Raw genomic sequence first — 25856 nt, 5'->3', positions numbered from 1 at the left:
TAACGTACTTTATAGATATGAGTGATCTGAAAGCACTTCTGGATTCAATTTATGATAGATTTCACCACCCTGAATATCTTAAAATGGATCCTTTGTCCTGTGTTCATGAATTCAAAACTGCCTCTGACCGCGAAATCGGTGGACTCATCGCTTCTGTCCTGGCTTATGGAAGAGCTGAAATAATTATCGATCACTGCTACTCAGTTTTCAGGAAAATCGACTGGGATACCAGGAATTTCATCTTCTCAACCAGCTATAAAGAAAAACAGAAATTCTTCGCAGGCTTCAAGCACAGGTTCAATGATGGATTTGATCTGGCTTTGCTTCTGGAATCTATAGGCAATCTCCTCAAACATTATGGGACTCTGGAAAACCTGTTCATTGCTCCATTTCGTGATGAAAGTCTCACAATCAAGGATGCTCTTCATCACTTCACATCACAAATAAAGATGTCTGCAGAATCCCTGGCAGGTCATAAAAAGAAGAGCTTTGAATATCTGCTGCCTTCTCCTGAATCCGGAAGTGCGTGCAAACGGCTCAATATGTTTTTACGCTGGATGACTAGGGATGATGACTCTATAGACTTCGGCATTTGGAAAAAGGTTTCCAAATCAAAGCTGATTATTCCGGTTGATACCCACATCGCAACACTCTCCCGTAAGCTGGGACTTACCTCAAGAAAATCTGCCGACTGGAAAATGGCTGAGGAGATAACCGCAAAATTGCGTCTTTTTGACCCGCAGGATCCTGTCAAATACGATTTTTCCCTGTGCAGAGCCGGGATGGTTGATTACAGGAAGGAAGCAGCATGAGCATAGAACAGTCCGACGGGAAAAGACAGTTGAAATTCAAAGGTTTGTCCATAAACTCCGGCCGGATTAGTGGAAAAGTCTGTCTCTATTCCGCAGAACGGTTCAAAGCATTCCCCAAGTACCCGCTTTCCTCAGAGGCTGCAGTTAAGCAGGAACTAGAGCGCTTTGATGAGGTGCTGGTACTCTGCACTCACGAGCTTAACCGCATTGCATCAGAAGTCTCCGATGCCATAGGCAAAACAGAGGCGGAGATCTTCCTCGCTCAGAAACACATCATGAACGACCCCAAACTGATTGCCGCCATAGAAAAGGAGGTGGCAGAGGATCGCAAAAATGTGGAATGGGCAATCTCCGATGTACTGGGTGAATATGAGGAAAAATTCGCTACCCTCGATAACCAGTATCTGCGGGAACGCTCCTCAGATATCGGGGAGATCCGCAGACGGCTGCTGAGCAGAATAAGCAATAAAAAGAGCGGATTTATATGCGAAGGGCAGGCAAAATGCGCTAAAGGAGAAAACAGGATCATTGTAGCAGAGGAACTCACCCCTGATATGGTGATCAACATGAATCTGGAAAAGGTGCTGGGGTTTGTCACAGAACATGGCGGAATAACCTCACATGCCGCAATACTGTCACGATCCCTTGGCATACCCTCTGTCTCCGGAATCGCAGGACTGATGAACTATGCTCAGTGCGGAGATACAATGCTTGTTGATGGGGACAGTGGGGAGGTGTTTTTAAACCCTGATCCTGAACTGGTTGCAGCTTTAGTGCCGGTGGAACCAGTCCAATCCGAAGCTGTCTGTGTCCTTGGAACGCCGGCGGGAATGGAGGTTCTCGCCAATACCAGTACAATGGAAGATGTAAAGCATGCCATGGCTGTGGGTGCTGATGGTATAGGGCTGTTCCGTACAGAAATTTTGTTTATCAAGGCTGACCGGTTGCTCACCGAAGAAGAACAGTATGCCTACTACAGGGAAGTTGTAAGGATGATGAGAGGCAAACCTGTTACCTTCAGGCTTCTTGATGTCGGTGGAGATAAACCTCTGCCCTTTTTACGGGTACGAAAAGAATCCAATCCGTATCTGGGATGGCGCGGAGCGAGGTTTCTGCTCGGAAGTCCCGAAGTGTTTAAGATGCAGATCAGGGCTCTGGGACGTCTGAGCACTGAGACCAGTATAAAGATTATCTTCCCAATGGTGGTAGATGCCGCACAGCAGAAAGTACTCCTTGATCTTTCCAGGGAATTCCTCTCCGGTGTCGAGTGTGATATGTCAAGGATAGAGTTCGGGGCGATGTTTGAGATACCCAGTTCATTTCTGCAGGCGTCAAGGATCTTCGAACTGGTTGATTTTGGAAGTGTCGGCTCCAATGACCTGATCCAGTACCTCTTTGCCATCGACAGGACAAATGAACTCGTATCCCAGGACTACAATCCCGAGCATCCGGTCCTCTGGGACATGCTTGAGATGCTCAGTGAAACAGCCCAAAAGGTAGGAAAACCGCTCTCAATCTGTGGAGAGATGGCAGGCCGGGAAAGTATCCCTGCAAAGCTCCTTGACGCTGGGATAAGATCGCTCAGCGTTTCACCCAGACTCGTGCCAAGGGTGAGAAATGAAATGTCACGGTACGCGGGTGTGATGGCCTGAATTACGGTATTTAAATAAAATGTTTATTTCCTTTCGGTGTCGGTATCGATCTTGATTTTTTTCTCTTCCTCACTGTACATTTCAACTCTAAGCTCAAGAGAACTATGCAGCCCTCTTGCTATTACAGCCCACCGATTCCTCCAGACAGAGATCTTTGATCGTAGAGTACATCTCCCAGGCAGAAACATAATATAACCGGTAACGCTTTCCGTCATTATACTTGCTCTCAAGATAACTCCACATCTGAGATAGACCATCCTCCGGGAAAAAATACCGGATAGTATGATCTACTGCCCCGTGGGTAAAAAGCTTTACAAACAGATGATTCGGAAGTCCGGGAATACTCACCCCGTTCTTTATCCAGAGATCCGCCCTCTGAGGTGAAAACCTCGATGTGCTGCTCAGTAATCCGTTTTCTACAATCGGCAGCAACCCGTAACGCCTCTGTCTCCAGTTCAGTGTCAGTGGACCCTGTATCATGAGTAAATCATTATCCGACCAGACCCCTCTCTTTGCATAATATCCCTGCTCATGCGCTCTGGCTCTCCCTGAGATATCAGATGCAAAGTAAATGCTGTTTATGATAGGAGGCTGAGTGATATCCGGTGCAGATGGGTAAGTGAAATCTGCATAACAGCCGCTCTCCTTTAATACAGGGATCTCATGATCCACTCCGCACCATCTCTGGTCCGGACGGCTGTTGTTGAGTGCACCGTAACCATGAATGAATCCATAAGTTATCTGGCCATGTGAATCTTTCCTGAGCAACCCGTGATGATAAAACAGAACATCCCTGAATTCCTCTATCTTACGCTTGAAGTTCAAAGGGGTATCATGCTGATGCGCTATAAGTATCTCCACATCACCGATTCCCTCTTTGTTAAGTTTGAAAAGAGAATCCACGAACTGAGGCTTGTAATCCCCCTCGGAATAGAAAAAGGTGTGAACCGGATGCCTCCCGCGACAATCAGTGTGCTTTCGCGCCGCACGGGGATACTCCCTGCACCATGTGACTACTCTGTGCTCGGCTATCTCCTGAGATACATCACTCCAGAAAGGCTGGTAGTGATCACAGATCATCACATAAATATTAGTAGTATCCTGAACTTTGGAAAAACCGCCGCGGGTGTGAGGTATCGAGTTGATAGCCCATCTGTACCTGTAAAGTACCAGTAATAGCCATCGCAAAAGAAGTACTGTTGAAATTATCAGAATTAAAGCAAAAAGCCAGGGAAACATCCCGAAAATCCACCTCTTCTGTTAAATAGAAACCAGCATTCACTTTGCAGGGCATGTGGAACCCCCCCCCTATAATATTAACTGCAAAGATTCTGCCAGATAGATGATCCAGAAAAAAGTGAAATCACTATGTCAATTCTGAGATGAAATAATGGTAAAGAAGCTGGGTGGAGTCTATAGCCGCTACTGCCATGTCGTCAACAGCACTGATCTGCCCGGGATTACTCTTTACCTTCTCCAATAGAAGCGATACCCTCTGCGGGTCAAAAATCCCTGCCTGGGCTATTGATGAAGGGGATATAACACGCGATGGCAGAGAATCACTGTCTGAGACAAAACACTGGGAAACAGGAGCCCTGTAAGGCTGCTTGGATCTCTTAACCACCGACTCCGGGATTTGACTCCCATAGGTTTTTTTCAGAATATATTTCTCGTTCATCCCATTGAGCTTATACTCCGGAGGCACAGTGGCCGCAAACTCTATAACCCTGTAGTCAAGAAAAGGAAAGCGCCCCTCCACAGACCGCCCCATCATCATCCTGTCACCCTGGGAAGAGAGAAGATAACCCGACATGAAAAGAGAGATCTCCAGGTATTGTGCCTGGCAAAGCGGATCCCACCTGAAAATCTCAGGATCCATAAAGGAAACAACCTGCTCCATCACATTCTGCTGCTCATCAAAAGCACTTCGGTATTGCTCTGTAAAGAACCGCTTTATTCTGGAGGTATTTACCCATCGCAGAAGATGCGAATAACAGGGGTTGGAGGTGTCTGTCAGCCCCTTTCTGAAAAACAACTGCCAGAAACGGTTCTTCTGTTCACCGGGAGTAATGTAAGGATAGAGATCAAGAAGCAGCAGCGGACGAATGCGGGAATCTGGAAATCTTGCCCAGAACCGCCTGATCTTATTTTCCTTGAAAATATTATAACCCCCGAACATCTCATCCGCACCTTCACCTGTCAAAACCACCTTTATATCGTTCTTTCTCACCAGCTCAGCCAGGGCCAGAAGGGGTGCAGGAGCAGTACGTATCATCGGAATCTCGGAAAACCAGACAACCTCCGGAAAAAGTCTTCCTATACTATCATACCCGATCTCAATAGAGCGATGATCGGTACCGAGAAAACCCACCATCGCCTGCTGAAAACTTGTCTCATCAAACCTGTGATCCTTAAATGAGATTGAAAAGGTTATCAGGTTGCTGTTATGATGCTTCTTGACAAGAGTGGAAATTATGGAGGAGTCAAGCCCTCCGCTTAAATATGCAGCCACCGGAACATCTGCCCGCAAACGAATCCTTACCGCATCATAGAGTAACTCCTCAAGTCTCTTCTGGTAAAAATCAAAAGACCTGCGCTCATAGCCACCTCTATCCGGAAACTCAAGTCTCCAGTATCTTCGCAACTGCTCCCCATCTGCACTGACTCTCAGTATATGACCTGGCAGAAGCTCCTTTACACCACTGAACACCGTGCGGGGGGGAACCGGAACCCACAAAGAGAAAACCTGCTCAAGCCCCAGAGGATCAAACTGAGGAGTTATACCGGGATAAGCAAAAATGGATTTAATCTCTGAACCAAACAGAAATACTCCGTCACTTAGACGGGTATAAAAAAGTGGACGGATTCCCACCCTGTCTCTGGCCAGAATCAGTTCCCTTTTTTCGCTGTCCCACAGTGCGATCGCAAATTGACCGTTAAGATGTTCGACAAACTTCTCACCGAAATCTTCGTAAAGATGTACCAGCACCTCTGTGTCGCTTCTGGTTGAGAATCTATGCCCCCGGGATTTCAGTGATGCGGTAAGCTCAATGTAGTTGAAAATCTCCCCGTTGAAAATTACCTGGAGCTTCCCGTTTTCATTCTGTACAGGCTGCTTCCCACCGGCAAGATCTATGATACTCAGGCGCTGCTGTCCAAGCCCCACGCCCTCTCCGATATAATACCCCTCATCGTCAGGTCCCCTGTGATTTAAAATCCTGCTCATCCGATGCAGGATCGAGGAGGGGATGGGGAAGAGGGGGTCGGGATGAAAAATGCCTGTTATGCCGCACATGGTATCAGTATTTGTAACTTGCGTACTGATAGTATTCGGTACGACGGTAAGGGGCGCCGTTAAAAATAAGACCCAGAACCTTTTTACGCAGTCCGGGAAATTCCTTTATCTTTCTGTTAAGCTCAGAGATATTGGTATGACCTGCCCGCACCACAAACATATACTTGTGTATAACATCCTGTACCCCCACAGCATCGGTGGTGACCGCCACAGGCGGAGTGTCCATGATAATCATCTCGAAATTATCTGATAAAATCTCCAGAAGCTCCCTGAAACGGAGAGAGTTTATAAGCTCCGCTGAGTTGGGAACAGTACTGCCGCTTCCTATGATGGAGAGATAATTTATGTGACTGCTCTGTATAGAGGGCTGAAGATAAGAGGCACTCAGAGGAGATGAGTCAGAAAGAATATTTGAGAGTCCGGGCTGTTTCTCCAGACCAAAGTGCAGATGCTGAATGCCGCGTCTCAGGTCTCCGTCAAGAAGAAGGGTAGGGATACGCTGCTGAGCCATGGTGATCGCCAGATTTGCGGCTGTAAATGATTTCCCCTCACCCATGTTCAAACTGGTTATTATGATCCTCTTTCTCTTCTCCTCATGCAAACTCAAAAGGATCTTTGTCCTTAAGGAACGGTAGGTTTCATCAACATAGTTCTGAGAATAATCCGGGGCCACAAGCTTTGTATCTATACACTTCTCCTCTATGGTCCCCCTTCCTTTTCCCCAGCAGCCCTTGACAGGCACCGCCTCGAGGATAAGAAGATCGGTCATTCTGCGCAGATCCTTCTCAGTACGGGCAGTCTGATCAAAAAAGTCCACCACCAATACCGGCCCCACACCCGCTAAAAGCCCCAGAAAAAGCCCCATGCCTACAAGCACAAAAAGAGCCTTGGGATCAGATGATCCCTCGGGAACCACAGCAAGGTCAACCACATAAACATCACCTACCTCCATGGCCCTGGCTATCTTGGCCTCGTTATACCGGGTCAGCACATTGGCGTAGATTTCCGAGTTTACCTCGTATTTTCTCTGAAGGTTTGAGAGGTGAAGTTCCTTTGAGGGAAGTTTTGCTATTTCGCTGTTGATCTTATCGATCCGGGTGTTGTTCTCACTGATCCTTCTGCTTAGCTGATTCATTAAATCGTAAAGCGCAGAGGTCACCTTGGTGCCGAAATTCCGCACATCCTCTCTGTGCTGTGTTACAATCGGATGCAAGGGAGAGTACTGATCCCTGAGCCTTCTGCTCTCCTCGATCAATCCCTGAAGCTCCGAACCCAGTGCCTCGGCTGTACCGGTCTGATACCGGTTTAAAAAGGAGATCATCTCGTTAAGCACAGGTATACGCATCGTGTCAATGGTAATCCTGTAGCGGTCCTGAAGACCGCGGGCCTGAAGAAGTGCCGACTTGAGTTCCGCCTCGGTCTCTTTTAAGTCAAGAATAGTCACAGGAGGAGAGAAGGCATCGGGAAGCCCCACCGTGGGGTTTGCTTCCCGGAACTTCCGGAGATTAGCCTCAGCCGCCACCATCTCCCGACGCGCCGTCTCAAGCTGCTTCTCCAGTAACTCCATCACCTCGCCCTTCCTGCTCCTCTTGGTATTTGAATTCTCCTCAACAAAATCCTGCGCTATGGCGTTTACCGTGTTGGTGATCATCTCGTAGTCCCTTCCGGAAAGGGAGACTGACATGATAGTAAAATCCTTGCCGGAGGTCTTTACGGTGAGATTATCCACTATTCTATCGATAGCATCACGGGTACGAAGAACTCTGAATTTGATTCTCCTGGGACCGGAGAGAAAGTCTTGGGACCAGAGAAGTGTCAATCCGGGAAGAGATGTTTCCTTAAGGGTGGAAATCTCCCCCGATGCAATCCTGGTTTTTGCACTCATCCTGTCTGTAAAGAGGAGAGAATAGGAGTCTCCTTTGGGCCTGAACTCATAATCTCCGATTGGGGCATCGATACCCACCCACACTGAGTCGAAAATCTCCGAGCGGCTGTAACGGGAGACCTCAAGTTGCAAAGAGAGCTTCCTTACTATCCCCTCCAGAAACGACCTGCTCCTTACCAGCACCGCCTTGGCATCAGACTCCAGTACCACCCTCTCCTGCACGCTGCTTAGCTCATCCGGATCATCGAACTGAAGTATCGCCGTAGCATCCAGTTTTGGCCTGGAGATACCAAGCTTGTTTACCGCCAGAGCATAGATAATTATGACAGCAGCGGTTACAGGAAGCACAAACCACCATTTGCGCTGAAGCAGATGAATATAGTGATCCAGTTGCCTGCTCATGTTGTTCTGATTTGACTGGGTTGTGAAACTCACAAGATACCTCTGGTTAAGTTATGGTTTAGTTGTCGTTTTTGAGGGTCATTATGCCCAGATAGAGGGAGAGGGCAAATGTGGCAAAAGGAAGAATATCCCTTACCAGTATCTCCCTTATATTGCGATTATCGGTAGGAGTCCAGATCTGATCCCCCGACCTGAAACCAAGCATCGTGAGCGACTCCCCGGACTCAAGATAGGGGATAAGGTTCTTATTGACCACCCTCCGGTCCCGCTCCCAGACAAGCTTTCTTAAACCCTTCTCATGGTTTGTACCCCCCGCCATGGAGATAAGATCCCAGACAGATCTCTGAGGCTCCACATAGTACATCCCGGGCATCTTAAATCCCCCCAGAAGAGACACCCGTATAAGAGGGATGACCATCACCTCAGGATAACGGATATACTGCTCAAAGGTCTTCTGAATATAGGCAGTAAACTCGGCAGGGGACTGATCCGTCACCTTTACCCTTCCGACAACAGGAAGCACCACATAACCACTGTAGTCGATAGGATAAGTTCCATTTAAAAACGATGCTGTATCCAGGGGAATAAAAATCTTCAAGGCATCACCGGCTATAAACCTGTTCCCCTCCAGGGTGTGTGTCAGAGCACTCTGCCGGGTTATTTCCCTGGAACATCCCCAGAAGAGGAAAAATGAAGAGACCAACAGAAGATTTAAGACCTTGGTGGCAGACATGCACCCCTCCTGAATTTGTGAAAAAGTATATCGGGCTACTTTGAGCCTAGCGCAAGAGTGATGCCAGAGAGGGGGGAGTCAGAAAGAAGGAAATTCCTGCTTTTGACAAAAGAATTCGCAATAGTGCTAACTTTTTTGGCAAAACAAATAGAAAAACAGGGCAAAAAGTGGAAAAAACAGGGATTTTTTTGTTGGTATGATGTTTGCTGTTCTGACAGATGATAATTGTTAGTTTATGATTAATCGCTTTAAGGAACGGAATGAAAAGATCTCTGCCTAAAAAAAAACTCCTGGTCATCGATGATGACCCGGCGGTACTCTTTGCCTTCCGTAAACTATTTGGTAAATCCGATTTCCAGGTCGATACTTCAGAATCCTTCGATGAAGCCAAAAAATTTATCGATAAAAACATCTACCAACTGATAATCACCGATCTGGGCTTCTCCGAAACCATTAACGAGGCCGGAATCGCTATCTCTCAATATGCCAGAAAAAAAATCCCGGGTGTCAAAATTATTCTCTGGACAGGGATGGATCTCTCCCGAATCTCGGAAAAAGCACGCCAGGCCCAGATAGACCTCTGTCTCATCAAACCCGTATCACCCAACCTGATCCAGAGCCTTGTGGAAAACCTCCGCTGCATCTGATACATTTCACAACGACTGCATCAATAGCTTCATCTCTGCCAATGACAGCAAAAACGCCAGTGTAGATTCTCCACCCTCGTTCATGTTCACCCTGTCCACATGAAGAGCATCCCTGCATCCGCCGGTCTCCGGATTGTAAACCATCGCCCCAAGATCGTTTCTTCCAAGAAACCACTCAAAAGCCATCTTTGCCGCATTGAACCAGTACTCATCTCCAGTGGTACGATAAGCCTCGATACAGGCGGAAACCATGGAATAAGCCTCCACTGGTTGCTGATCAAACTTGGCCTTCTCCTGATTCCTCTGGTAAAAGCCATTGCTGCCCACAGCCCTGAAATATCCCTCCGGACTGGTCTGAATCTCCACAAGCCATCTTAACGCCTTCAACCCGATCTGAAGCGCATCCTGCCTGTCTGTCCAGCGACCGCTCAGTATGAGAGCATGAGGAATCTTGGCATTGGTGTAGGTCACTATGTCCTCACACCAGGGCCATTCACTGCTGCTGTTTTTCCGGAATATCTCTGTAAGTCTGTCTGTCAATTCATGACGCAGGGTGTTAAAGAGCCTGTCTCCGTTTAACCTGCGAAAATACTCATGAATTCCGATAAGCGCAAATGCCCACGCCCGGGGGGAAGTAAAGGTGCTTACCGCCGGAAGAGCCTTCTCCAGAAGCTGACCCGCAAGTCGCTGTATTCCCTCGTTTTTTGTCCTGCCCACACATGTGCCCAGAGACCAGATCGCCCGTCCCTGACTGTCTTCAGATCCGGCATCCTCCAGCCATTGACGGCTGAAAGTGAGGAAGTTTCGGAAACGCCCTGCCTCAGGATTGAATGCATGGTTTACAAAGGCAATACATCTGACCGCCATCCGCTCTATCTCCGGCACCTTTATCTCAAGTTCCTCTAAAAGAACGGAAAGAATAAGTGCCCTTGCATTATCATCTGTACAGTATCCCTCATGGTAATCCGGGATAGTGTACTTTGCATGCTGAAGCACTCCTGTAGAGTCGTTCATCATGATCAATTGATCAAAACGGAACTGGGGAAGGTTGATCTTCTGCTGGTCAAGAGTCTTGGCTGAAAACAGGCGCCTTGACATCCTCCCTCTGGTTATCCGTGCCGTCTCAAATGTATTCATATATACACTGGCAACATTGCTCCAGACCATATCCCTTCCCAGAAGATAGGCTGTTTTCCGCATAGCATGGCGCTTTACTTCATCCTTGAAAAGATTTATCACCTCCCTGGCAATCGCCTTTGGGTCTCCGAAAGGCACTAATGTCCCCTTACCATCTGAGAGCAATTCTGCTGCATGCCAGTAGGGTGTCGAAATCACTGCCTTTCCCGCGCCGAAGCAGTAGGAGAGAGTTCCGGATGTGATCTGTGTCTCATTGAGATAGGGTGTGATATAGATATCCGCAGCACCGATAAACTCTTTGAGCTGATCCAGCTCAACATAGCGGTTGTAAAATATCACATTTTTCTGTACCCCGTTTCTCTCCGCCTGCCTCTCCAGATTCAGACGGTACATCTCGCCCTGCTGCCTGATCAAATTGGGATGAGTTGCCCCCAGCACGATATACATCGTCTGGGGGTATTCACTTATCACCTCCGGTAAAGCATTCAGAACATGCTCTATTCCCTTGTTGGGGGAGATAAGGCCGAATGTCAGCAGCACCAGCTTACCTTCCACTCCGAATACATCTTTGTAGAAATTGGGATCCACAAATGGGATATTAGGTATGCCATGAGGGATGACATCGATTTTCTCCTGCGGGATGCCGTAGACCTCCTTTAACAGTTTTTCACCTTTATGGGTCATAGATACCACACAGGAGCAGATCTGCGACAATCCCTCCATCACCTTTCTCTGCTCTGCACTTGGCTTGTCAAGTATGGTGTGGAGTGTGGTTATAACCGGCGTCTTTATCTCTCTTAAGAGTGCAAGAATATGACTTCCGGCACTCCCGCCGAAAATCCCGAACTCATGCTGAAGACACACCACATCGACATCATTGATGTTTATGAATTCTGCTGCCCGCTGATACGAGGAAATATCCTTCTCATCGATCTCAAACCTGACCTCTTCAGGATATTTGTATTGTCCCGGCATGTCGCTGACTGCTATTACAAGACACTGAATCTCAGGAAATTGCTCCCTTATAGCGGAACAGAGATCCGCAGTGAATGTGGCTATGCCGCACCTTCGGGGTACATAGTTCCCTATGAATGCAATTTTTTTAATAGAAAGTGACATAAGCGGCTGCTCCCTGAAGTTTTGCGCCACTTGGAAAACTCAAAAGCATGGCAATAAAATGGAGATGTCACAATTTTAGGAATATGAACGTGACATGTTAAAAATAATACATGCCGGTCCCTTTTTCGAGCTTTATTCCGGCTCTGCAGTGCCGGCCTGAATATAATCCTTCAATTCCGGGATGAGAGGAATAAGTTTTTGATGAGCGGCACTGAGATGCTCCGCATAACGGAAATGCGCACCCATTCCAGTTCGGAGCTCTATTTCGTAAATAAATTTATCAAGATGGGTGGAATGCTCGAATGATACCTGTGTCCCAAGAAGCAGACCGTAGACATAACTCGCCGGGCATGATGAAGCCGCAGCAGCCATCAGAAACTCTCTTTTCTTCGCCAGCAGTTTATCAAGAGAGGGGTTGCTTACACCTTGAGGAAGATAAAAACCAACCGGGGACAGTGGAGAGAACCTGAAGCCGCTCCTGTGACGGTTCAGATCACGGAGTTCCGCTATAGCCATGTTGTTCCAGGCCGCACGCACAAATATCCGTTTTACCTGATTCCCCACAGCGCTGTACCGGTTCTCCTTGGAAGAGAACGCCTCAGAGAACCCCTGCAGTTGAGGCAGGAAATCAGGAAAATTCCGTTCCACACTTACATAAACCTCATCCGCCACGTTTCCTGTGAAAACATCATCCCGCAGAATTTTTCCCGAAGAGTACTCAAAAAGCTGCTCCGCCTGTGCTTTACTGGCTTTATCTGGATAGCTGTGCTTCATCATGCGGGGGACAAATTTGGAAAGCTCACTTCTCAGCCCCTCCGCACAATCGTGAGCCTCCTTGAGAGGGATGGAATCGAGGTTCTTTATGGTGTCTGCCCATACCCTGGCTGTCATCACGTAAGCAGCATTTGTTAAAGTGGCGAAAGGAATGAAGTATCTTGCCCTGTCCAGTGCGAAATTCTTTCGCAGTCTTTCAATTACCTTCTGATCAGCATTACTGGGCAGTCTCATTATTGAACTGTCCTGCTTTGCTCTTAGATCAAGCTCCTGATATGTTTCCTGGTATAAACGGAAAGAAAGCTCCATCAGGGATTGCCACTTTTCCGCCAGTTCAGAATCCATCCCGGTCTGAGCCGGTGAGGGCAGACTTGACGGGGCCAGTTTGATATATCTGGTACTTGATTCCTGTCCGTCACAGAGCTGGGCGATTTCAAAGAGCTTGTAAGCCAGAAACATTGAACAGCCATCAACTACCATCGCTATCCCCCCGGTCATTCCGGTGATGGAGGCATGGCCGTAATCCACAAAACGGAAGATCGCATCTACTGAACGGTCCGGATCGTTCCAGTCAATTGACGACAGGATAGAGTCGATTCCCCTGTTGGAGCGGGAATAGCGGGCGAGGCATGATGCCAGAAGTTCAGGCGTGACCTTCGGGTTATCTTGAGCCGAAGGAGGCGGACAGATTCCAATCGCTTTTATTTTCATGGGAAAAATGTGTGCCGCTTATGCAGCGGCACTACTCCATTGTCAATATTTGTAATGCTCTGGTTTGTAAGGACCTTCCACCGGTACTCCGATGTAGGCAGCCTGTTTGTTTGAGAGTTTGGTCAGCTTGACTCCGATCTTCTCCAGGTGCAGACGTGCTACTTCCTCGTCAAGTTTCTTGGGAAGCCTGTAAACTCCGGGCTTGTACTTGCCGCGGTTTTCACGAATATCGAGCTGCGCAAGTGTCTGGTTTGAAAAGGAGTTCGACATCACAAACGAGGGATGTCCTGTGGCACAGCCAAGATTGACCAGCCGCCCTTCAGCAAGAAGGAAAATGGAATGGCCGTCAGGAAAAGTATACTTGTCAACCTGAGGTTTAATATTTGTCTTTTTAATACCTGGAATGCTTTCAAGCTGAGAAACCTGTATCTCGTTATCGAAATGCCCGATATTGCAGACTATGGCCTGATCTTTCATACGGGCCATGTGCTCGGCTGTAATAACGTCGATATTTCCGGTTGTGGTAATATAGATATCTGCTTTGCCCAGTGTTTCCTCTATGGTTGTCACCTCAAAACCGGCCATCGCAGCCTGAAGAGCGCAGATAGGATCGATCTCTGTTACAATTACTCTTGCTCCGAAACCCTGCATCGACTGGGCACATCCTTTTCCTACATCACCATACCCGCAGACAACAGCCACCTTACCGGCTATCATGACATCCGTGGCACGCTTGATCCCGTCGGCAAGCGATTCCCTGCAACCATAAAGGTTGTCGAATTTTGACTTGGTTACAGAGTCGTTGACATTTATTGCAGGCACCAGAAGTGTCCCGTTTTCCATCATCTGGTACAGACGATGTACTCCGGTTGTGGTCTCCTCAGATACTCCGTTCCACTCTTTCACCACTTTGTGCCAGTACTGGGGATCTTTCTGGTAAACGGCTCTCAGGACCTTCTTCAGCGACTCCTCATCCTGGCTTTCCGATTTGCTGTTTACCCAATCGTCACCCTCTTCCAACTGGTATCCCTTATGAATCATTAGAGTGGCATCACCACCATCATCGACTATCTGATTGGGACCCTTTCCACCGGGAAATGAGAGTGCCAGAAATGTGCAGGCCCAGTAATCATCAAGAGATTCGCCCTTCCAGGCGTAAACGTTGACACCGGTATTGGCAATTGCTGCGGCAGCATGATCCTGAGTGGAGAAGATGTTGCATGATGCCCAGCGCACCTCTGCCCCAAGTTCAACCAGAGTCTCGATAAGCACGGCAGTCTGTATGGTCATATGGAGTGATCCGGAGATCCTCACCCCTGCAAGCGGTTTTCCGCTGGAGTATTTCTGCCGGATAGCCATCAAACCCGGCATCTCTTTTTCCGCAACCTCGATCTCTTTTCGCCCCCAGTCAGCAAGTTCTATATCCGCTACAATGTGAGATGGACTCGCCCAGATATCAACATGTGGTGCCATGAACAACTCCCGTATAGATGAAATAATGAATACTGCAATATTCGTTCGGAGGAGATTTAAATTAAATCACCGTAATCTATTAATATACTATTTACCTGAGGACAGAGGGCCCTCAAGCAACAACGGTTTAATTTTTGTATCGGAATCGGAATGTATCCCTGGTGGATCTTAAAAATTCTCCTTTGGGGTGAGGGAATGCTTGAGCGGTTAAAATTTATCTCTGAGTTGAAATGTTGACCTAAACCTAGCCCGAATGCGAATTGGATTTCCCCTTCGTCCGCCTCAGCTGACCGATACTTATCAAAAAATCCAATCGTTACCTGAACTCATAATGATTCTCCCGGATGGCACTGATCATTTTCTATTATCAAGCATTTCCTTTCTGCAACCCTGAATAAAGAAAAGCATTTTCAGACTTTGTCACCACATTACAAACGGAAAACATATATTCTGTTCATAAGCTCTCTAAAAAAACACTGTGGAGCTGAAAATGCCATTCAGACCATTAATAAGCTTCATATATAACAACAATCCTCTTTATGGGCCATTAGAGGCCTTTGGTATGGGAAATCTGTGGGAAGGCTTTGAATTTGAACTTTCCATGGAGAACAGTTTTCATGAGAATTTTCTGCGGAAAAGATCGGGATCAGCAGGATGTGCTTTTGCCTGCTTTGATTTTTACTCCAGATGTCAACCACTAAAAATCACCATGGAGCCTGGAAAAATTATCACCGAGTTGTATCGGGCATGGGCAAGAGGTGAAATCTTTGATAAACTGGAAATTTACTGGATACGTTCAGGTGAATCAGACGGAAAGGAAGAGATATATCTTACTCAGAGTCTTTATCCTGCAAAGATAGTATCGATACGTTTTTTGATGCCTGATGTTAAAGACAGAGATTGTGAAAATCTTGGACATATGTTGAAGCTTGAGCTAATATACCGCTTCACTGAAATAACATTTTTGCCGGGATACCACCATTTCAGACTTGATTGGAACAATTTACTTACTGTGGGTAAATTCAACAGTGATCAGGATAGTTTTAATGAGTTCGACTTGTCGTTTGAAAAAACCCCGACCATATCAAAAGAAGAACGGCTGGCAAGAATTTCCATTCACAGTCTGGGCTGGGAACATCTCGATGAGGATAAGAGATGCGACAGTGAAATATCACAGGGTGACAGGATTCGGTTGCTCGCGGATGTTGAAGGTGTGAGTGATGGTGAAAAGATCAGATTTGAGTTATACTACCGAACACCAGATGGGCAAACGATTGAGTTCGCAAGCAAATCGGGGATAATAATCGATGGAACAGGGACTGCAGAGTGGATTGCAGACACATCAGATATCCTGGAAAAAGAATACAGTATACACTTTGAGCCTGTGGTTCGCTCCAAATATGGAGGCAGATGCGAGATTCCCCTTAAGAGACCATACAAAGGAGTAATTGTTCCATGGTTTATTGATTGTCACATGCATATACAGAGCACTATGTGTGCGCCGGAGCCTCTTATATCTGGTATGCCATTTCTTAAAAAACTCCGTTCAGTACCTAAACTACCCGGTTTTATCGGTACTCCTGGCCTGATCTTTAACAAATCAACCACAGAGGAACTTGGTAAACTCTCTCTTGAAAAGTCATCCGAGATCTTAAATGACAGAAAACTAACCGGACTGGGTGACCCGGAAAAGAGGAGAAGGCTGATGCTTGTGATGCCTATGGATATGGATTTCGGGCATTACAGAGGATATTCAGGAATTAAAATTATTGAAAATACTGAGAAAGGACTGATAATCTATAAATCGATAAACACAAGTGGAGTTGAATGTGCATTAACGGAATTTAAAAAATGGGAACAATACTTTATGCAATTAGCTGCCACGCAGAAGATATTCCTGAATTCAGGTGGTGAAATAGTTCCGTTTTTCCATTATGATCCAAGAAGATGGAACTCAGAGAGGTGGAATCCAGTTAGAAAAATCGGGCACTGGAAAGATCCGTTTTCTTTTCTGGTTCAAACAGGAAATATCTCTGACCTGCAGGAAACGATCAGGATATCCAGAGTTAATGGTGACTATCTGAACCTGGCGTTTTTTTGCGGTATTGGGTTTAAAATGTATACCGCATTGGGATATAAGCCGGATGATTACGATAAGCTACCAGGACTTAGTTCGTTTTATGGTGAGTGCGTAAAGCATAGAATTCCAATACTTTGTCATGGATCGCGTGGCGGAATGTTGACGCATGATTGGCTTCATTACTGTAAAAAAGATCTAAGACATTTTAATCAGAACACTTATGATAATGATGACATACCGCCATCGATGAAAAATGCTAAAGATTATTATTACGAAAACTTTATCAGTCCTTACGCATGGGAACAGGTGCTTCAGAGATTTCCTCAACTACATCTGTGTCTTGCCCATTTTGGAGGGGAGGAATCATGGGGAAGAGATCGTTTTAAATTCAAGCCTGACTGGTTTTCAAAATTGTGTGAAATGATGCGGCTCTATCCAAATTTTTATGTGGATACCTCTTATTTTATGTTTGACGACTTATTCATAGGTCAATTTGCAGAAGCAGTACAGGATGAGAAGGTAAGGAATAAGATCCTTTTTGGCACCGACTGGTACATGATAAATTTTGAATGGTCGAGATTAGGACATGGGTCCTCATACAGGAATTTTTTCAGGAAAACATACAATAAGTTTATCGATACAGAGCTTTTAAAGATCGACAATTATTTCCCTGCACGTGCTTTAGTCCTTAATCCGCTGAGATTTTTGAACTTTAAAGAGATTCTGCCGAAACTTAATACCGTGTATAAATGTTTAACAGGAAAAGAGATCAGTCTCATGGAGTGGGTGCCTGAATTACCGGAAACAATTGAACAATTCAAGGGTGATAAATGAACCGTTTAATTAAACTCACAATACTTTTATATGTTCTGTTAATTAATACACATGGAGAAAATCCAATGACACCACAGATATTACCGTTTAAGCCTGTCTCCCACCAATATAAAGAGCCGGTTTGTTTATTATATCCTTCAATAATACCCAATAGCATTATTGCTGAAACTGGTCATGATAAACAAGAAAGAATTGCTGTATTTCGCTTTTGTAATTCAAAAATGACTAAAAATGTATTATCAAGAAAAGTATATCAAGCTGGTGGCAACATTTTTATAGCACCTCAACTATCAGAAAACATTCTTCTGGTAGGCAGCAGGCCTGCATTAGAATTAATTGACCTTAAGAATGGAAGATTGATTCAGAGCTACATGCCAAAAATGCCGGTTGCTGGTATTCTTGATTTTGAATACTTCAATTCGAAACTGTTTAATGACAAAAAAGGTCTGTGTATCTCTCTTTTTACCCCCTTTTTAAAAGAGCCATTTAAAAACGAGGAAACCGATCTTATTTACTGCAAATCTTTGATAATAGAGGACATCATAGAACATAAAGTTCTCAAACGTGTCAGGATAACAAACGGGGAAATAGTAGCTTTCGGAGATGAAGTAAACATCGTCAGAGAAGGTCTCGATGACTCCTGGAAAGCTTTTGATAATAATCTGGATCTTGTCACACATCCTTTGATACCAATGCTTCAGAAAGTTGAAAAAGCGATAAATTCTGTGTCTTTTGTGTTTTCGGAAAAAAGGAAGACTGGTGTTTCCCTGGGAGTTGATAAAGTTACTAACGATAAAGTGCTGATATTTCTACTGGACTGGGAGAAAGAATCTGATCCTGTTCCGATATTAATAAGCGATTCCTCAGGCCGTGCCCCTGTTAAAAGCTCTGGAAAAGAGCACTTTTCTCTGTCACCATCAGGAAAGTGGCTGCATGTTTGCTTCTGCAACAAAAAATACCAATATGCAAATTACCTCTTATACCTGGATACAAATGCACTCCCCGGTAAATATCTGGTTTTCAATCTGCAATACAACAAAGAATTTGAACACACGACCTGGATTACAGAGCCAGAAGGCTTTGTAGCGTTTCATGAAGAAAGGTTTATTTTCTGGGATTTAGCAAAAATTGATTTTTCTGGATTAAAATAATCTTCATGTTTTCAGGATGAAAAAAAAGATACCGATACCGATAACGACCCCGATCTGAAGAACAAATATTAGTGCCTCAACCGGACATTACATAAATTAATCAGTTCAATCAGTCAAATCAGGTAAATCAGTGGTGTTCAAACTGGAGCCTGCAGAGGTCATAATAAAGTCCCCTGCGGTTGATAAGCTCAGTGTGGCTTCCGGATTCTGCGATCCTGCCCTCGCTTAAAAGCAGTATCCGGTCTGCATTGCGGATAGTGGACAGACGATGAGCAACCACTATCGAAGTCCTGTTCCTGACTATCCTGGAGATAGCATCCTGAATAAGCAATTCGGTCTCGGTGTCGATATTGGATGTCGCCTCATCGAGAATAAGAATAGAGGGATTGAAGTAGAGGGCACGGGTAAAGGCCAGAAGCTGCTTCTCTCCGGCTGAAAAGGTGCTCCCCCTCTCAGCTACCTGGAATTTAGGTCCGGAGGGCAGACGGGAGAGAAGACGATCAGCATGGGTCAGTTTCGAAACCTCCTCAAATCTCCACTGCTCATACTCCTTCCCCAATGTGATATTTTCCTGAACACTGCGGGAGAATAAAAAGACATCCTGCATGACTGCCGCCATGTTCGAACGGAGTTCCTCGATGGGCAGTTCATTTATATCTATTCCATCGATAAGGATTCGCCCCTTCTGCAGTGGATAAAACCGGCACAGAAGATTGATGATTGTGCTTTTCCCGGAACCGCTCTCTCCAACTATAGCCAGAGTACTTCCTGCGGGAACCGAAAATGAAACACCCTGCAGAACAGGCTCACCAGGTATATACGAAAACCAGACATCATCGAAAACTATCTCCCCTTTGAAAAGAGGAGAAGGGGATTTCATTGCCGGTGCGGGAGATCTTTCACTTCGCGATGATGTTTTAAAAACAGAGAGGATCTTTTCTCCGGATGCTGTTGCGCTCTGAAGAATATCAAACTTTTCAGCCAGTTCACCAATAGGTTCAAATACGCTTCCAATGTATGCCAGAAACATGACCAGTACACCATAGGAAACGCTGTCCTGAAGAATGAATTTCGCACCGAAAAAAATCAGACATCCAACTGCAAACCACCTGAAAAAATCGATCAGAGGCCTGAAAACTGCGTAGATCGTCAATTGTCTGCTGTATGCCCGGAAAACCTGGTCGTTTACGGAACGGAATTTCTCGAGCTGCCTGATTTCTCTGACAAAAATCTTTACTATCCGCATATTGGAGATGTTTTCATTGAGAAAAGAGTTCAGATCCGCTATTCTGGTTCTTATCATACGGTAAGCTTTCCTGGCACAGGAGCGGAAGAGAAGAACCACTGCAAGAAGCGGGGGAAATGTGATACTTACAATCAATGCGAGGCGCAAATCTGTAAGATACATGACAGTGACAATACTTGCGATAATAAGGAGATCCTGCAGGAGTATGATTAGTACAGATGAGAACATCTCGTTCAGAGACTCGATATCGTTTGTAATCCTGTTAACCAGCCGTCCCACCGGATTGCCGTCGAAGAACGAGACTTCAAGGGACATCATATGACTGTAAAGATCACTCCGGAGATCCCGCATCGCCTTCTGGGAAAGTTTTACAAGGGACAGAGTCTGCAGGTACGATGAAATAAAGCGGATGAAGAACAGGAAGATGGTAAGCAGCACCAGAAGGCTTACAAGATGAAAATCGGATGAACGGAGCCGTATTATCTCTTCAGTTGTAAAATATGACGATGCATTCTGCCGCAGAAGCATCATCCCGTTTTCAAACCCAAGCAGAAAATCTTTCTTTCTGGCCGTTTCTATCCTGGCCTGCAGCGGATCTGAATTACTTAGGTGCGGTAAGCTGACAAGGATGTACTTGTCTGAGGAAATAACTCCGTTTTCTGCCAGAGTTCTTATCTGCTCCTGCGAAAAACCGGAAAGCCCGCTCTGGAAAACAAACAGGGTGTCTGTGCTGAGATACACTGAACCTTTCAGCACCTTTTTCATGGCAGGATCATCCTGCAGTTTGTTTTTGAAAAGCATGTATCCCTGCTTTACGATCGCCTTATCGACTATGATTCCTGCGATGAAAGGGACAGAGAGTGTGACGGATGTAATAACAGCCACCAGGGATGTCGCGATGAGGAGATCTCTTTTATACCTGAAGATATATTTCAACAGCAGTCCCAGAACCTCCCTGTTAAAGAGGCGGTTTCCGCTGTGCTCTTCGTCGTATATCCCTCTCACAATGATCCTTTCATCTTTTGAAGCTCATAGAGCCTGGAGTAAAATCCATCCCTCTGAAGTAATTCCTCATGAGAGCCGCTCTCTGAAATACTGCCGGAGTCAAGAACTATTATTCTGTTGCAATCCTTTACAGTAGATATCCTGTGAGCGATTATTATCGATGTGCGCCCGGAAAGGACCTTTTCCATGTTTCTTTTTATCTGCTTCTCTGTTGCAGCATCGACCGCAGACATTGCGTCATCGAACACAATTACCGGGCGCTCGGCTATAATTGCCCTGGCAATGGAGAGCCGCTGCCTCTGTCCCCCGGAGAGAGAGATTCCCCTTTCGCCAATTCTGGCTGAGTAACCGTCTGTAAAAGAGAGGATCTCGTCGTGAATAGAAGCTTTCATGGCGGATTCAAAAATCTTTTCATCGGAGACGGTACGTGCGCTTCCAAAGGCGATATTCTCCCTGACTGTGTCGGAGAAAAGAAATGGATCCTGAGGTACATATCCGATCGAAGATCTGAGAAGCGTCAGTGGAATCGTGTTAATATCGATTCCATCGATAAAAATTTTCCCTTCACCTACCGGGTAGAGGTTAAAAAGCAGGGACACAAGTGTGGTTTTCCCGCTGCCTGGTTTACCTATGATTCCCAGTGAAGAGCCGGCCGGAATTCTAAGGTTGGTTGACTTTAGAACATCAGGAGATTCCGGGTTATAACGGAATGAAAGCGACCTGAATTCAATTTCACCCCGCAGGGAGCGAAGAGGAGAGCTGTTTTGAGGTATACTGATATCCGGTTTTGAATCGAGCATCCTGAGGATTCTTTTGGCAGACGCGATGCCGCGCTGAAACATACTGAAGACCCAGCCGCTGGCGATCATAGGCCATACAAGCAGGTTTATGTAAAAGGTGAAAGAGACAAACTGTCCCACTGAGATTCTCTCCGTTATTACATCCCTGCCCCCGAAATAGTACAGAAGAGAGAGGGAAAGGGAGGCAAGGAAAGTGATTGCCGGGAACAGAAGTCCCCAGACTTTCACGAGTGAGATGTTTTTCCCGACATAGTTGTCACAGAGGTTCCGGAAAATCTTCTGTTCGTTTTTTTCCTGAACGAAGCTTTTCACTATTCTGACCCCTGAGAATGATTCCTGTGTGTGGGAGGAGATTTTATCAAAGGCCTCCTGGACCCTGGTATGACGGGTCTGGATCAGTTTGCCGCTTTTAATAAACAGAAAGATTATAAGTGGAAGCGGCAGGACTGTGATCAGGGTAAGGCGAGGGCTGATGGAGACCATGAACAGAAGTGACATGATGCTTAGAAAGACCGCATCGGCCATCCCCACAAGAGCCATTCCTGTGGCCATGCGGATGGAGTTAAGATCATTAATGAAGAGGGCCATCAGATCGCCGGTTTTGATATTGTCAAAATATGAACAGGACAGATTCTGGAGATGGCTGTACATGTCCTCTCTTATCTGCTTTTCCATAATTCTCGATGGGAATACAATAAGTAGCCTCCAGAGGAAGCGCAGAAAGACCATAAGCGCAGCGGATGCAAAGATAAGGATAGTGCCCTTATAGATTATGGAAATGGAGAAGTTACTCTTCCCCAGTTCATCGAGAATCTGCTGGATAATTCTTGGTATGATAAGTTGCAGTGAATCCACCGCTATCAGTACAAGCAGGCCTCCGGTGATGGATATCAGGTGCTTTTTCAGGTAGGAGAGGAGATATTTTACTGCTCTATGTGTAGATGCATCGCTCATTGAGGACTAAAAATACAATCAGAACTTGTTTACAAGGTTTAATGGTCAGCGGAATTCTGGCACCCAAATTGGGGTTAATTATTGATGTTATGATTTCCAAAATAAGGAAAAAAGAATCAAATCAAGACAACCCTTTAAACAAGCGAATCGAGGCCATAGGGGTAGCAGTTGATCACGGCGGTTACGCTCTCAAAGAGAGTGTAGTGGCTGCACTTTCCGGGTGGGGCTATGAGGTGGCAGATTTCGGTGCGTATGAGTTCTTGCCCGATGATGATTTTCCCGATTATGTGGTACCTCTTGCCAGGGCGGTGTCAAAAGGGGAGGTATGGAGAGGTGTGGCGATATGCGGCAGCGGGGTAGGCGCCTGTATCGCGGCAAACAAGGTGAGAGGGGCATGTGCGGGATTGATAAGCGACACCTACTCGGCACATCAGGGGGTAGAGGATGACCGCATGAATGTGATCTGCCTTGGAGCGAGGGTTCTGGGAAGGGAGCTTGTGTTGGAGATAATAGCTTCTTTTCTTGAGGCACAGTTCTGCGGTGAGGAGAGATTTCTCAGGAGAATAGAGAAAATTGAGAGGATAGAGAGGGGTTGAGTATTAATGCAGGGGCTGGGTGCGTACCCTCGTATTGTCGTATTGTTCTTCATATCGGGGTTGGTATCGGAATCGGATTCGGTATCGGTATGTTTTCTATCCGTTACCTCAGCCCTGAATCTCCAATCTTTTCATCTCCGCAACTTTTTCTCTTATTGAGAATACCTTCCCCTCAAAAAAGCCCCTCCCAATGCCACAAAAGCCGGCATGTTATTTGCATTACTATTGATAGCTGAGATGCTTTAAAATTGGCTGGCAGAATAATGTCTGCGTGTAGTTAAAAACAGTAATAAAGGAGGCTATGATGGATATTGCTGCTCAGCAGGGTTATCGGGAAGCAGGGCGGCCGGAGGTAAGCAAGACAGCCAAAGTGATAGCTGGTGGATCCATAGGAGAGGGGCTGGCCGGGGCAGCGGCCATAGTGCTATCGATCCTGGGTCTTGTGGGGGTGTATCCGGATCTGATGGCTGCGGTGGCGGCTATAGCCTTTGGAGTTGCGCTTCTTGTAGGAGGCGGTGCCATATCCAGCAGAGTAAGGACCCTGATGGAGGAATCTACCAGGAGTAACTTCGATATGGCGGAAGTAGGAGGAGGGTTGACTGCGGAGTTTCTGGCAGGGATGGCAGGGGTGGTTTTAGGTATACTGGCTCTCTTTGGTATTCTGCCTCAGCTCCTTTTAGCAATTGCGGTCATTGTCTTTGGTGGTGCACTGGTAGTGAGCAGTTCTACAACTCAGGAACTCAACTACATAGCTGCAAACCGCTATGAGAATGAGACGGCACGGATGGTGGCCAGGGAGGCTGTGGGAGCAGCAGCATCGTTGCAGCTTCTCTTTGGTATCGGCGCCATAATCATGGGAATTCTTGCCCTGGTCGATCAACCTCAGGCCATTTTTACTCTCATTGGCTTATTGACGGTAGGAACAGCAGGCCTCTTCAGCGGTACTGCAATCACCGGCAGGATGACCAGTCTTTTCCGCCGCAGATAGTGCCGAAACATTAAAGAGGTGGTTCCTGTGTAGCTTGCCTGTGAAAAACAAAGGCGGCCCAAACCGCCTCTTTTCCTTTAAGGAGCAGAGAATGTACAACTACATTATTGTCGGTGCCGGGATAGCCGCAGCACATGCTGTCAAGGGAATCAGAGAGATCGATAAGGATGGCTCGATCCTGATGATCGGAAACGAATCATACCTTCCTTACAACCGAACCTACCTTTCAAAGGATCTCTGGACCGGAAAAAAGAAACTGGAAAATATAATTGTCCATGATCAGGCTTATTATGACTCCCTTAGAGTAGAGATCAGGCTTAACACTGCTGTAACAGACCTGGACCCTGCGCAGAAGGTGATAACAACCGATGATGGTACCAGGTACTCATATAGTAAACTTCTCCTTGCTACAGGGGCTCAGCCCCGAAAGCTTAGTATCCCTGGAGCTGACCTGAAGAAGGTTTGCTATTTCCGTACTATTGATGACTACAAAACCACCCGAAGTATCCTTGGGGAAGGAAAAAGTGTGGTACTAATAGGGGGAGGGTTTATCGGCTCTGAGATCGCCGCGTCTCTTGCGCTTAACAAAGTCAAAGTGCAGATGATTTTCCCGGAGAAGAGGATCTGTAACCGTGTGATGCCTTCTGATCTGGCGGATTTTCTCACCAATATGTACTCTGAGCGGGGTATCAGGATAGACAGCGAAGATGTTCCTGTGTCTATCTCCGAAGAGGGGGAGAAAGTGCGGGTGATCACCCGTAATGGGTTGGAATTCCAGACTGATTTTGTTATCGCAGGGTTGGGAGTGAGACCGGAGACAGAGCTTGCCGCCAAAGCGGGTCTAAGAGTAAAAAACGGGATCGAGGTGAATGAGTATCTGCAGACAAGTGATGCAGATATCTTTGCTGCAGGTGACAATGCCAGTTTCCCCTACCTTGCACTTCACAAACAGATGCGGGTAGAGCATTGGGACAATGCCATTAACCAGGGATTATATGCTGGCAGAAACATGACTGGAGCAGAGAGTCCCTACTCTCATCTGCCCTTTTTCTTTTCCGATCTCTTTGAGTTTGGTTATGAGGCTGTAGGAGATCTGAATTCAGAATTGGAGGTAAAAGCTGACTGGAAAAAGCCCTTTGAAAAAGGGGTTCTGTACTATCTTGAGCAGCACATGGTAAGAGGGATAATGCTCTGCAATATCTGGGGAAAAGTTCCTGATGCCCGGCGATTAATAAAGGAAGGAACTGAGGCCCCGGGAAAAGAGCGGATTCTCTTTGATTAGTTGGTATCAATCATTGTTTTCTATCGATACCGATACCGATGCCGATTCCGATCGTGCATGCTATATATAACAGTGATATCAGGTAAATCGTGGTCAGGAATCAGTTAAATCAGTGGTCAGGTATCAGTTAAATCAGTGGTTTTAAATCAGTGGTCACTTATCCATGGATTGGTGTGCTATGCAAGTTCCATTAGAGATCACATTCAGAGATGTAGAGAAGACCGATGAAATGGAGGAATTGATCAGAAAGAAAGCGGCAAAGCTTGACAGAATCTGCGAT

At 46.2% G+C, this 25856-nt stretch carries 18 protein-coding genes; 9 read left to right on the top strand and 9 right to left on the bottom strand.

Going from position 1 to position 25856, the window contains the following annotated elements; all coding sequences use genetic code 11:
* The first annotated feature begins 17 nt into the window (after positions 1-17).
* A complete protein-coding gene (locus GX089_01050; GenBank protein ID NLP01059.1) occupies positions 18-812 on the top strand; it encodes a TIGR02757 family protein in 795 nt (264 codons plus the stop codon).
* The gene (gene ptsP / locus GX089_01045) at positions 809-2464 is read left to right on the top strand and encodes a phosphoenolpyruvate--protein phosphotransferase (GenBank protein ID NLP01058.1); all 1656 of its coding nucleotides are present in this window, start codon (positions 809-811) and stop codon (positions 2462-2464) included. Before GX089_01050 ends, ptsP begins: the two co-directional genes overlap by 4 nt.
* 102 nt (positions 2465-2566) lie before the next feature.
* Here the strand turns inward: ptsP and GX089_01040 are convergent, their stop codons facing one another.
* From GX089_01040 to GX089_01025, 4 genes are all read right to left on the bottom strand, one after another.
* Entirely contained in the window at positions 2567-3703 is a 1137-nt protein-coding gene (locus GX089_01040) for a hypothetical protein (protein NLP01057.1), read from the bottom strand.
* A 127-nt stretch (positions 3704-3830) separates the two neighbouring features.
* Positions 3831-5759: an asparagine synthase (glutamine-hydrolyzing) gene (gene asnB / locus GX089_01035; GenBank protein ID NLP01056.1), complete on the bottom strand. Its 1929-nt coding sequence runs from the start codon at positions 5757-5759 to the stop codon at positions 3831-3833.
* A 4-nt stretch (positions 5760-5763) separates the two neighbouring features.
* Positions 5764-8079 carry a polysaccharide biosynthesis tyrosine autokinase gene (locus tag GX089_01030; protein NLP01055.1) on the bottom strand — a complete coding sequence of 772 codons (2316 nt, stop codon included), beginning with the start codon at positions 8077-8079 and terminating at the stop codon, positions 5764-5766.
* A 25-nt stretch (positions 8080-8104) separates the two neighbouring features.
* Positions 8105-8779 (bottom strand): hypothetical protein, encoded by a 675-nt coding sequence (locus GX089_01025; protein NLP01054.1) that lies wholly within the window; start codon positions 8777-8779, stop codon positions 8105-8107.
* 260 nt (positions 8780-9039) lie between these two features.
* Here GX089_01025 and GX089_01020 point away from each other — a divergent pair, with 260 nt between their 5' ends.
* The gene (locus GX089_01020; protein ID NLP01053.1) at positions 9040-9426 is read left to right on the top strand and encodes a response regulator; all 387 of its coding nucleotides are present in this window, start codon (positions 9040-9042) and stop codon (positions 9424-9426) included.
* Between the two features lie 6 nt (positions 9427-9432).
* Here GX089_01020 and GX089_01015 read toward each other — a convergent pair whose 3' ends face one another.
* The 3 genes from GX089_01015 to GX089_01005 all read right to left on the bottom strand — a co-directional run bounded on the left by GX089_01015 (position 9433) and on the right by GX089_01005 (position 14640).
* Positions 9433-11682, bottom strand: a complete 2250-nt coding sequence (locus GX089_01015; protein NLP01052.1) for a glycosyltransferase — start codon at positions 11680-11682, stop codon at positions 9433-9435.
* Between the two features lie 132 nt (positions 11683-11814).
* Positions 11815-13167 (bottom strand): hypothetical protein, encoded by a 1353-nt coding sequence (locus GX089_01010; GenBank protein ID NLP01051.1) that lies wholly within the window; start codon positions 13165-13167, stop codon positions 11815-11817.
* A gap of 42 nt (positions 13168-13209) precedes the next feature.
* A complete protein-coding gene (locus tag GX089_01005) occupies positions 13210-14640 on the bottom strand; it encodes an adenosylhomocysteinase (GenBank protein ID NLP01050.1) in 1431 nt (476 codons plus the stop codon).
* Positions 14641-15130: 490 nt separating this feature from the next.
* On the opposite strand from GX089_01005, the gene GX089_01000 reads away from it, so the two are divergent.
* Both GX089_01000 and GX089_00995 read left to right on the top strand, forming a co-directional pair.
* Complete coding sequence (locus GX089_01000; GenBank protein ID NLP01049.1) at positions 15131-17554, top strand: amidohydrolase family protein; 2424 nt, start codon at positions 15131-15133, stop codon at positions 17552-17554.
* Complete coding sequence (locus GX089_00995) at positions 17551-18705, top strand: hypothetical protein (protein NLP01048.1); 1155 nt, start codon at positions 17551-17553, stop codon at positions 18703-18705. The genes GX089_01000 and GX089_00995 overlap by 4 nt, the downstream gene beginning before the upstream one ends.
* 127 nt (positions 18706-18832) lie before the next feature.
* On the opposite strand, the gene GX089_00990 is transcribed toward GX089_00995, so the two are convergent.
* Both GX089_00990 and GX089_00985 read right to left on the bottom strand, forming a co-directional pair.
* The gene (locus GX089_00990; GenBank protein NLP01047.1) at positions 18833-20956 is read right to left on the bottom strand and encodes an ABC transporter ATP-binding protein; all 2124 of its coding nucleotides are present in this window, start codon (positions 20954-20956) and stop codon (positions 18833-18835) included.
* On the bottom strand, positions 20953-22710 hold the full coding sequence (locus GX089_00985) for an ABC transporter ATP-binding protein (protein NLP01046.1): 1758 nt from the start codon (positions 22708-22710) through the stop codon (positions 20953-20955). The genes GX089_00990 and GX089_00985 overlap by 4 nt, the downstream gene beginning before the upstream one ends.
* Before the next feature lie 89 nt (positions 22711-22799).
* On the opposite strand from GX089_00985, the gene GX089_00980 reads away from it, so the two are divergent.
* The 4 genes from GX089_00980 to GX089_00965 all read left to right on the top strand — a co-directional run.
* Positions 22800-23306 (top strand): RpiB/LacA/LacB family sugar-phosphate isomerase, encoded by a 507-nt coding sequence (locus GX089_00980; protein NLP01045.1) that lies wholly within the window; start codon positions 22800-22802, stop codon positions 23304-23306.
* 301 nt (positions 23307-23607) lie between these two features.
* Positions 23608-24294 (top strand): hypothetical protein, encoded by a 687-nt coding sequence (locus GX089_00975; protein NLP01044.1) that lies wholly within the window; start codon positions 23608-23610, stop codon positions 24292-24294.
* A 91-nt stretch (positions 24295-24385) separates the two neighbouring features.
* On the top strand, positions 24386-25576 hold the full coding sequence (locus GX089_00970; protein ID NLP01043.1) for an FAD-dependent oxidoreductase: 1191 nt from the start codon (positions 24386-24388) through the stop codon (positions 25574-25576).
* A gap of 178 nt (positions 25577-25754) precedes the next feature.
* Positions 25755-25856 (top strand): HPF/RaiA family ribosome-associated protein (locus GX089_00965; protein NLP01042.1); only part of this gene is annotated, 102 nt, incomplete at its 3' end.

The organism is Fibrobacter sp. (genome assembly GCA_012523595.1).
In the GTDB taxonomy this organism is placed as follows: Bacteria; Fibrobacterota; Chitinivibrionia; order Chitinivibrionales; family Chitinispirillaceae; genus JAAYIG01.
Note: the sequence above shows the minus strand (reverse complement) of the source record. Positions and strands in the feature narration are given on the sequence as shown.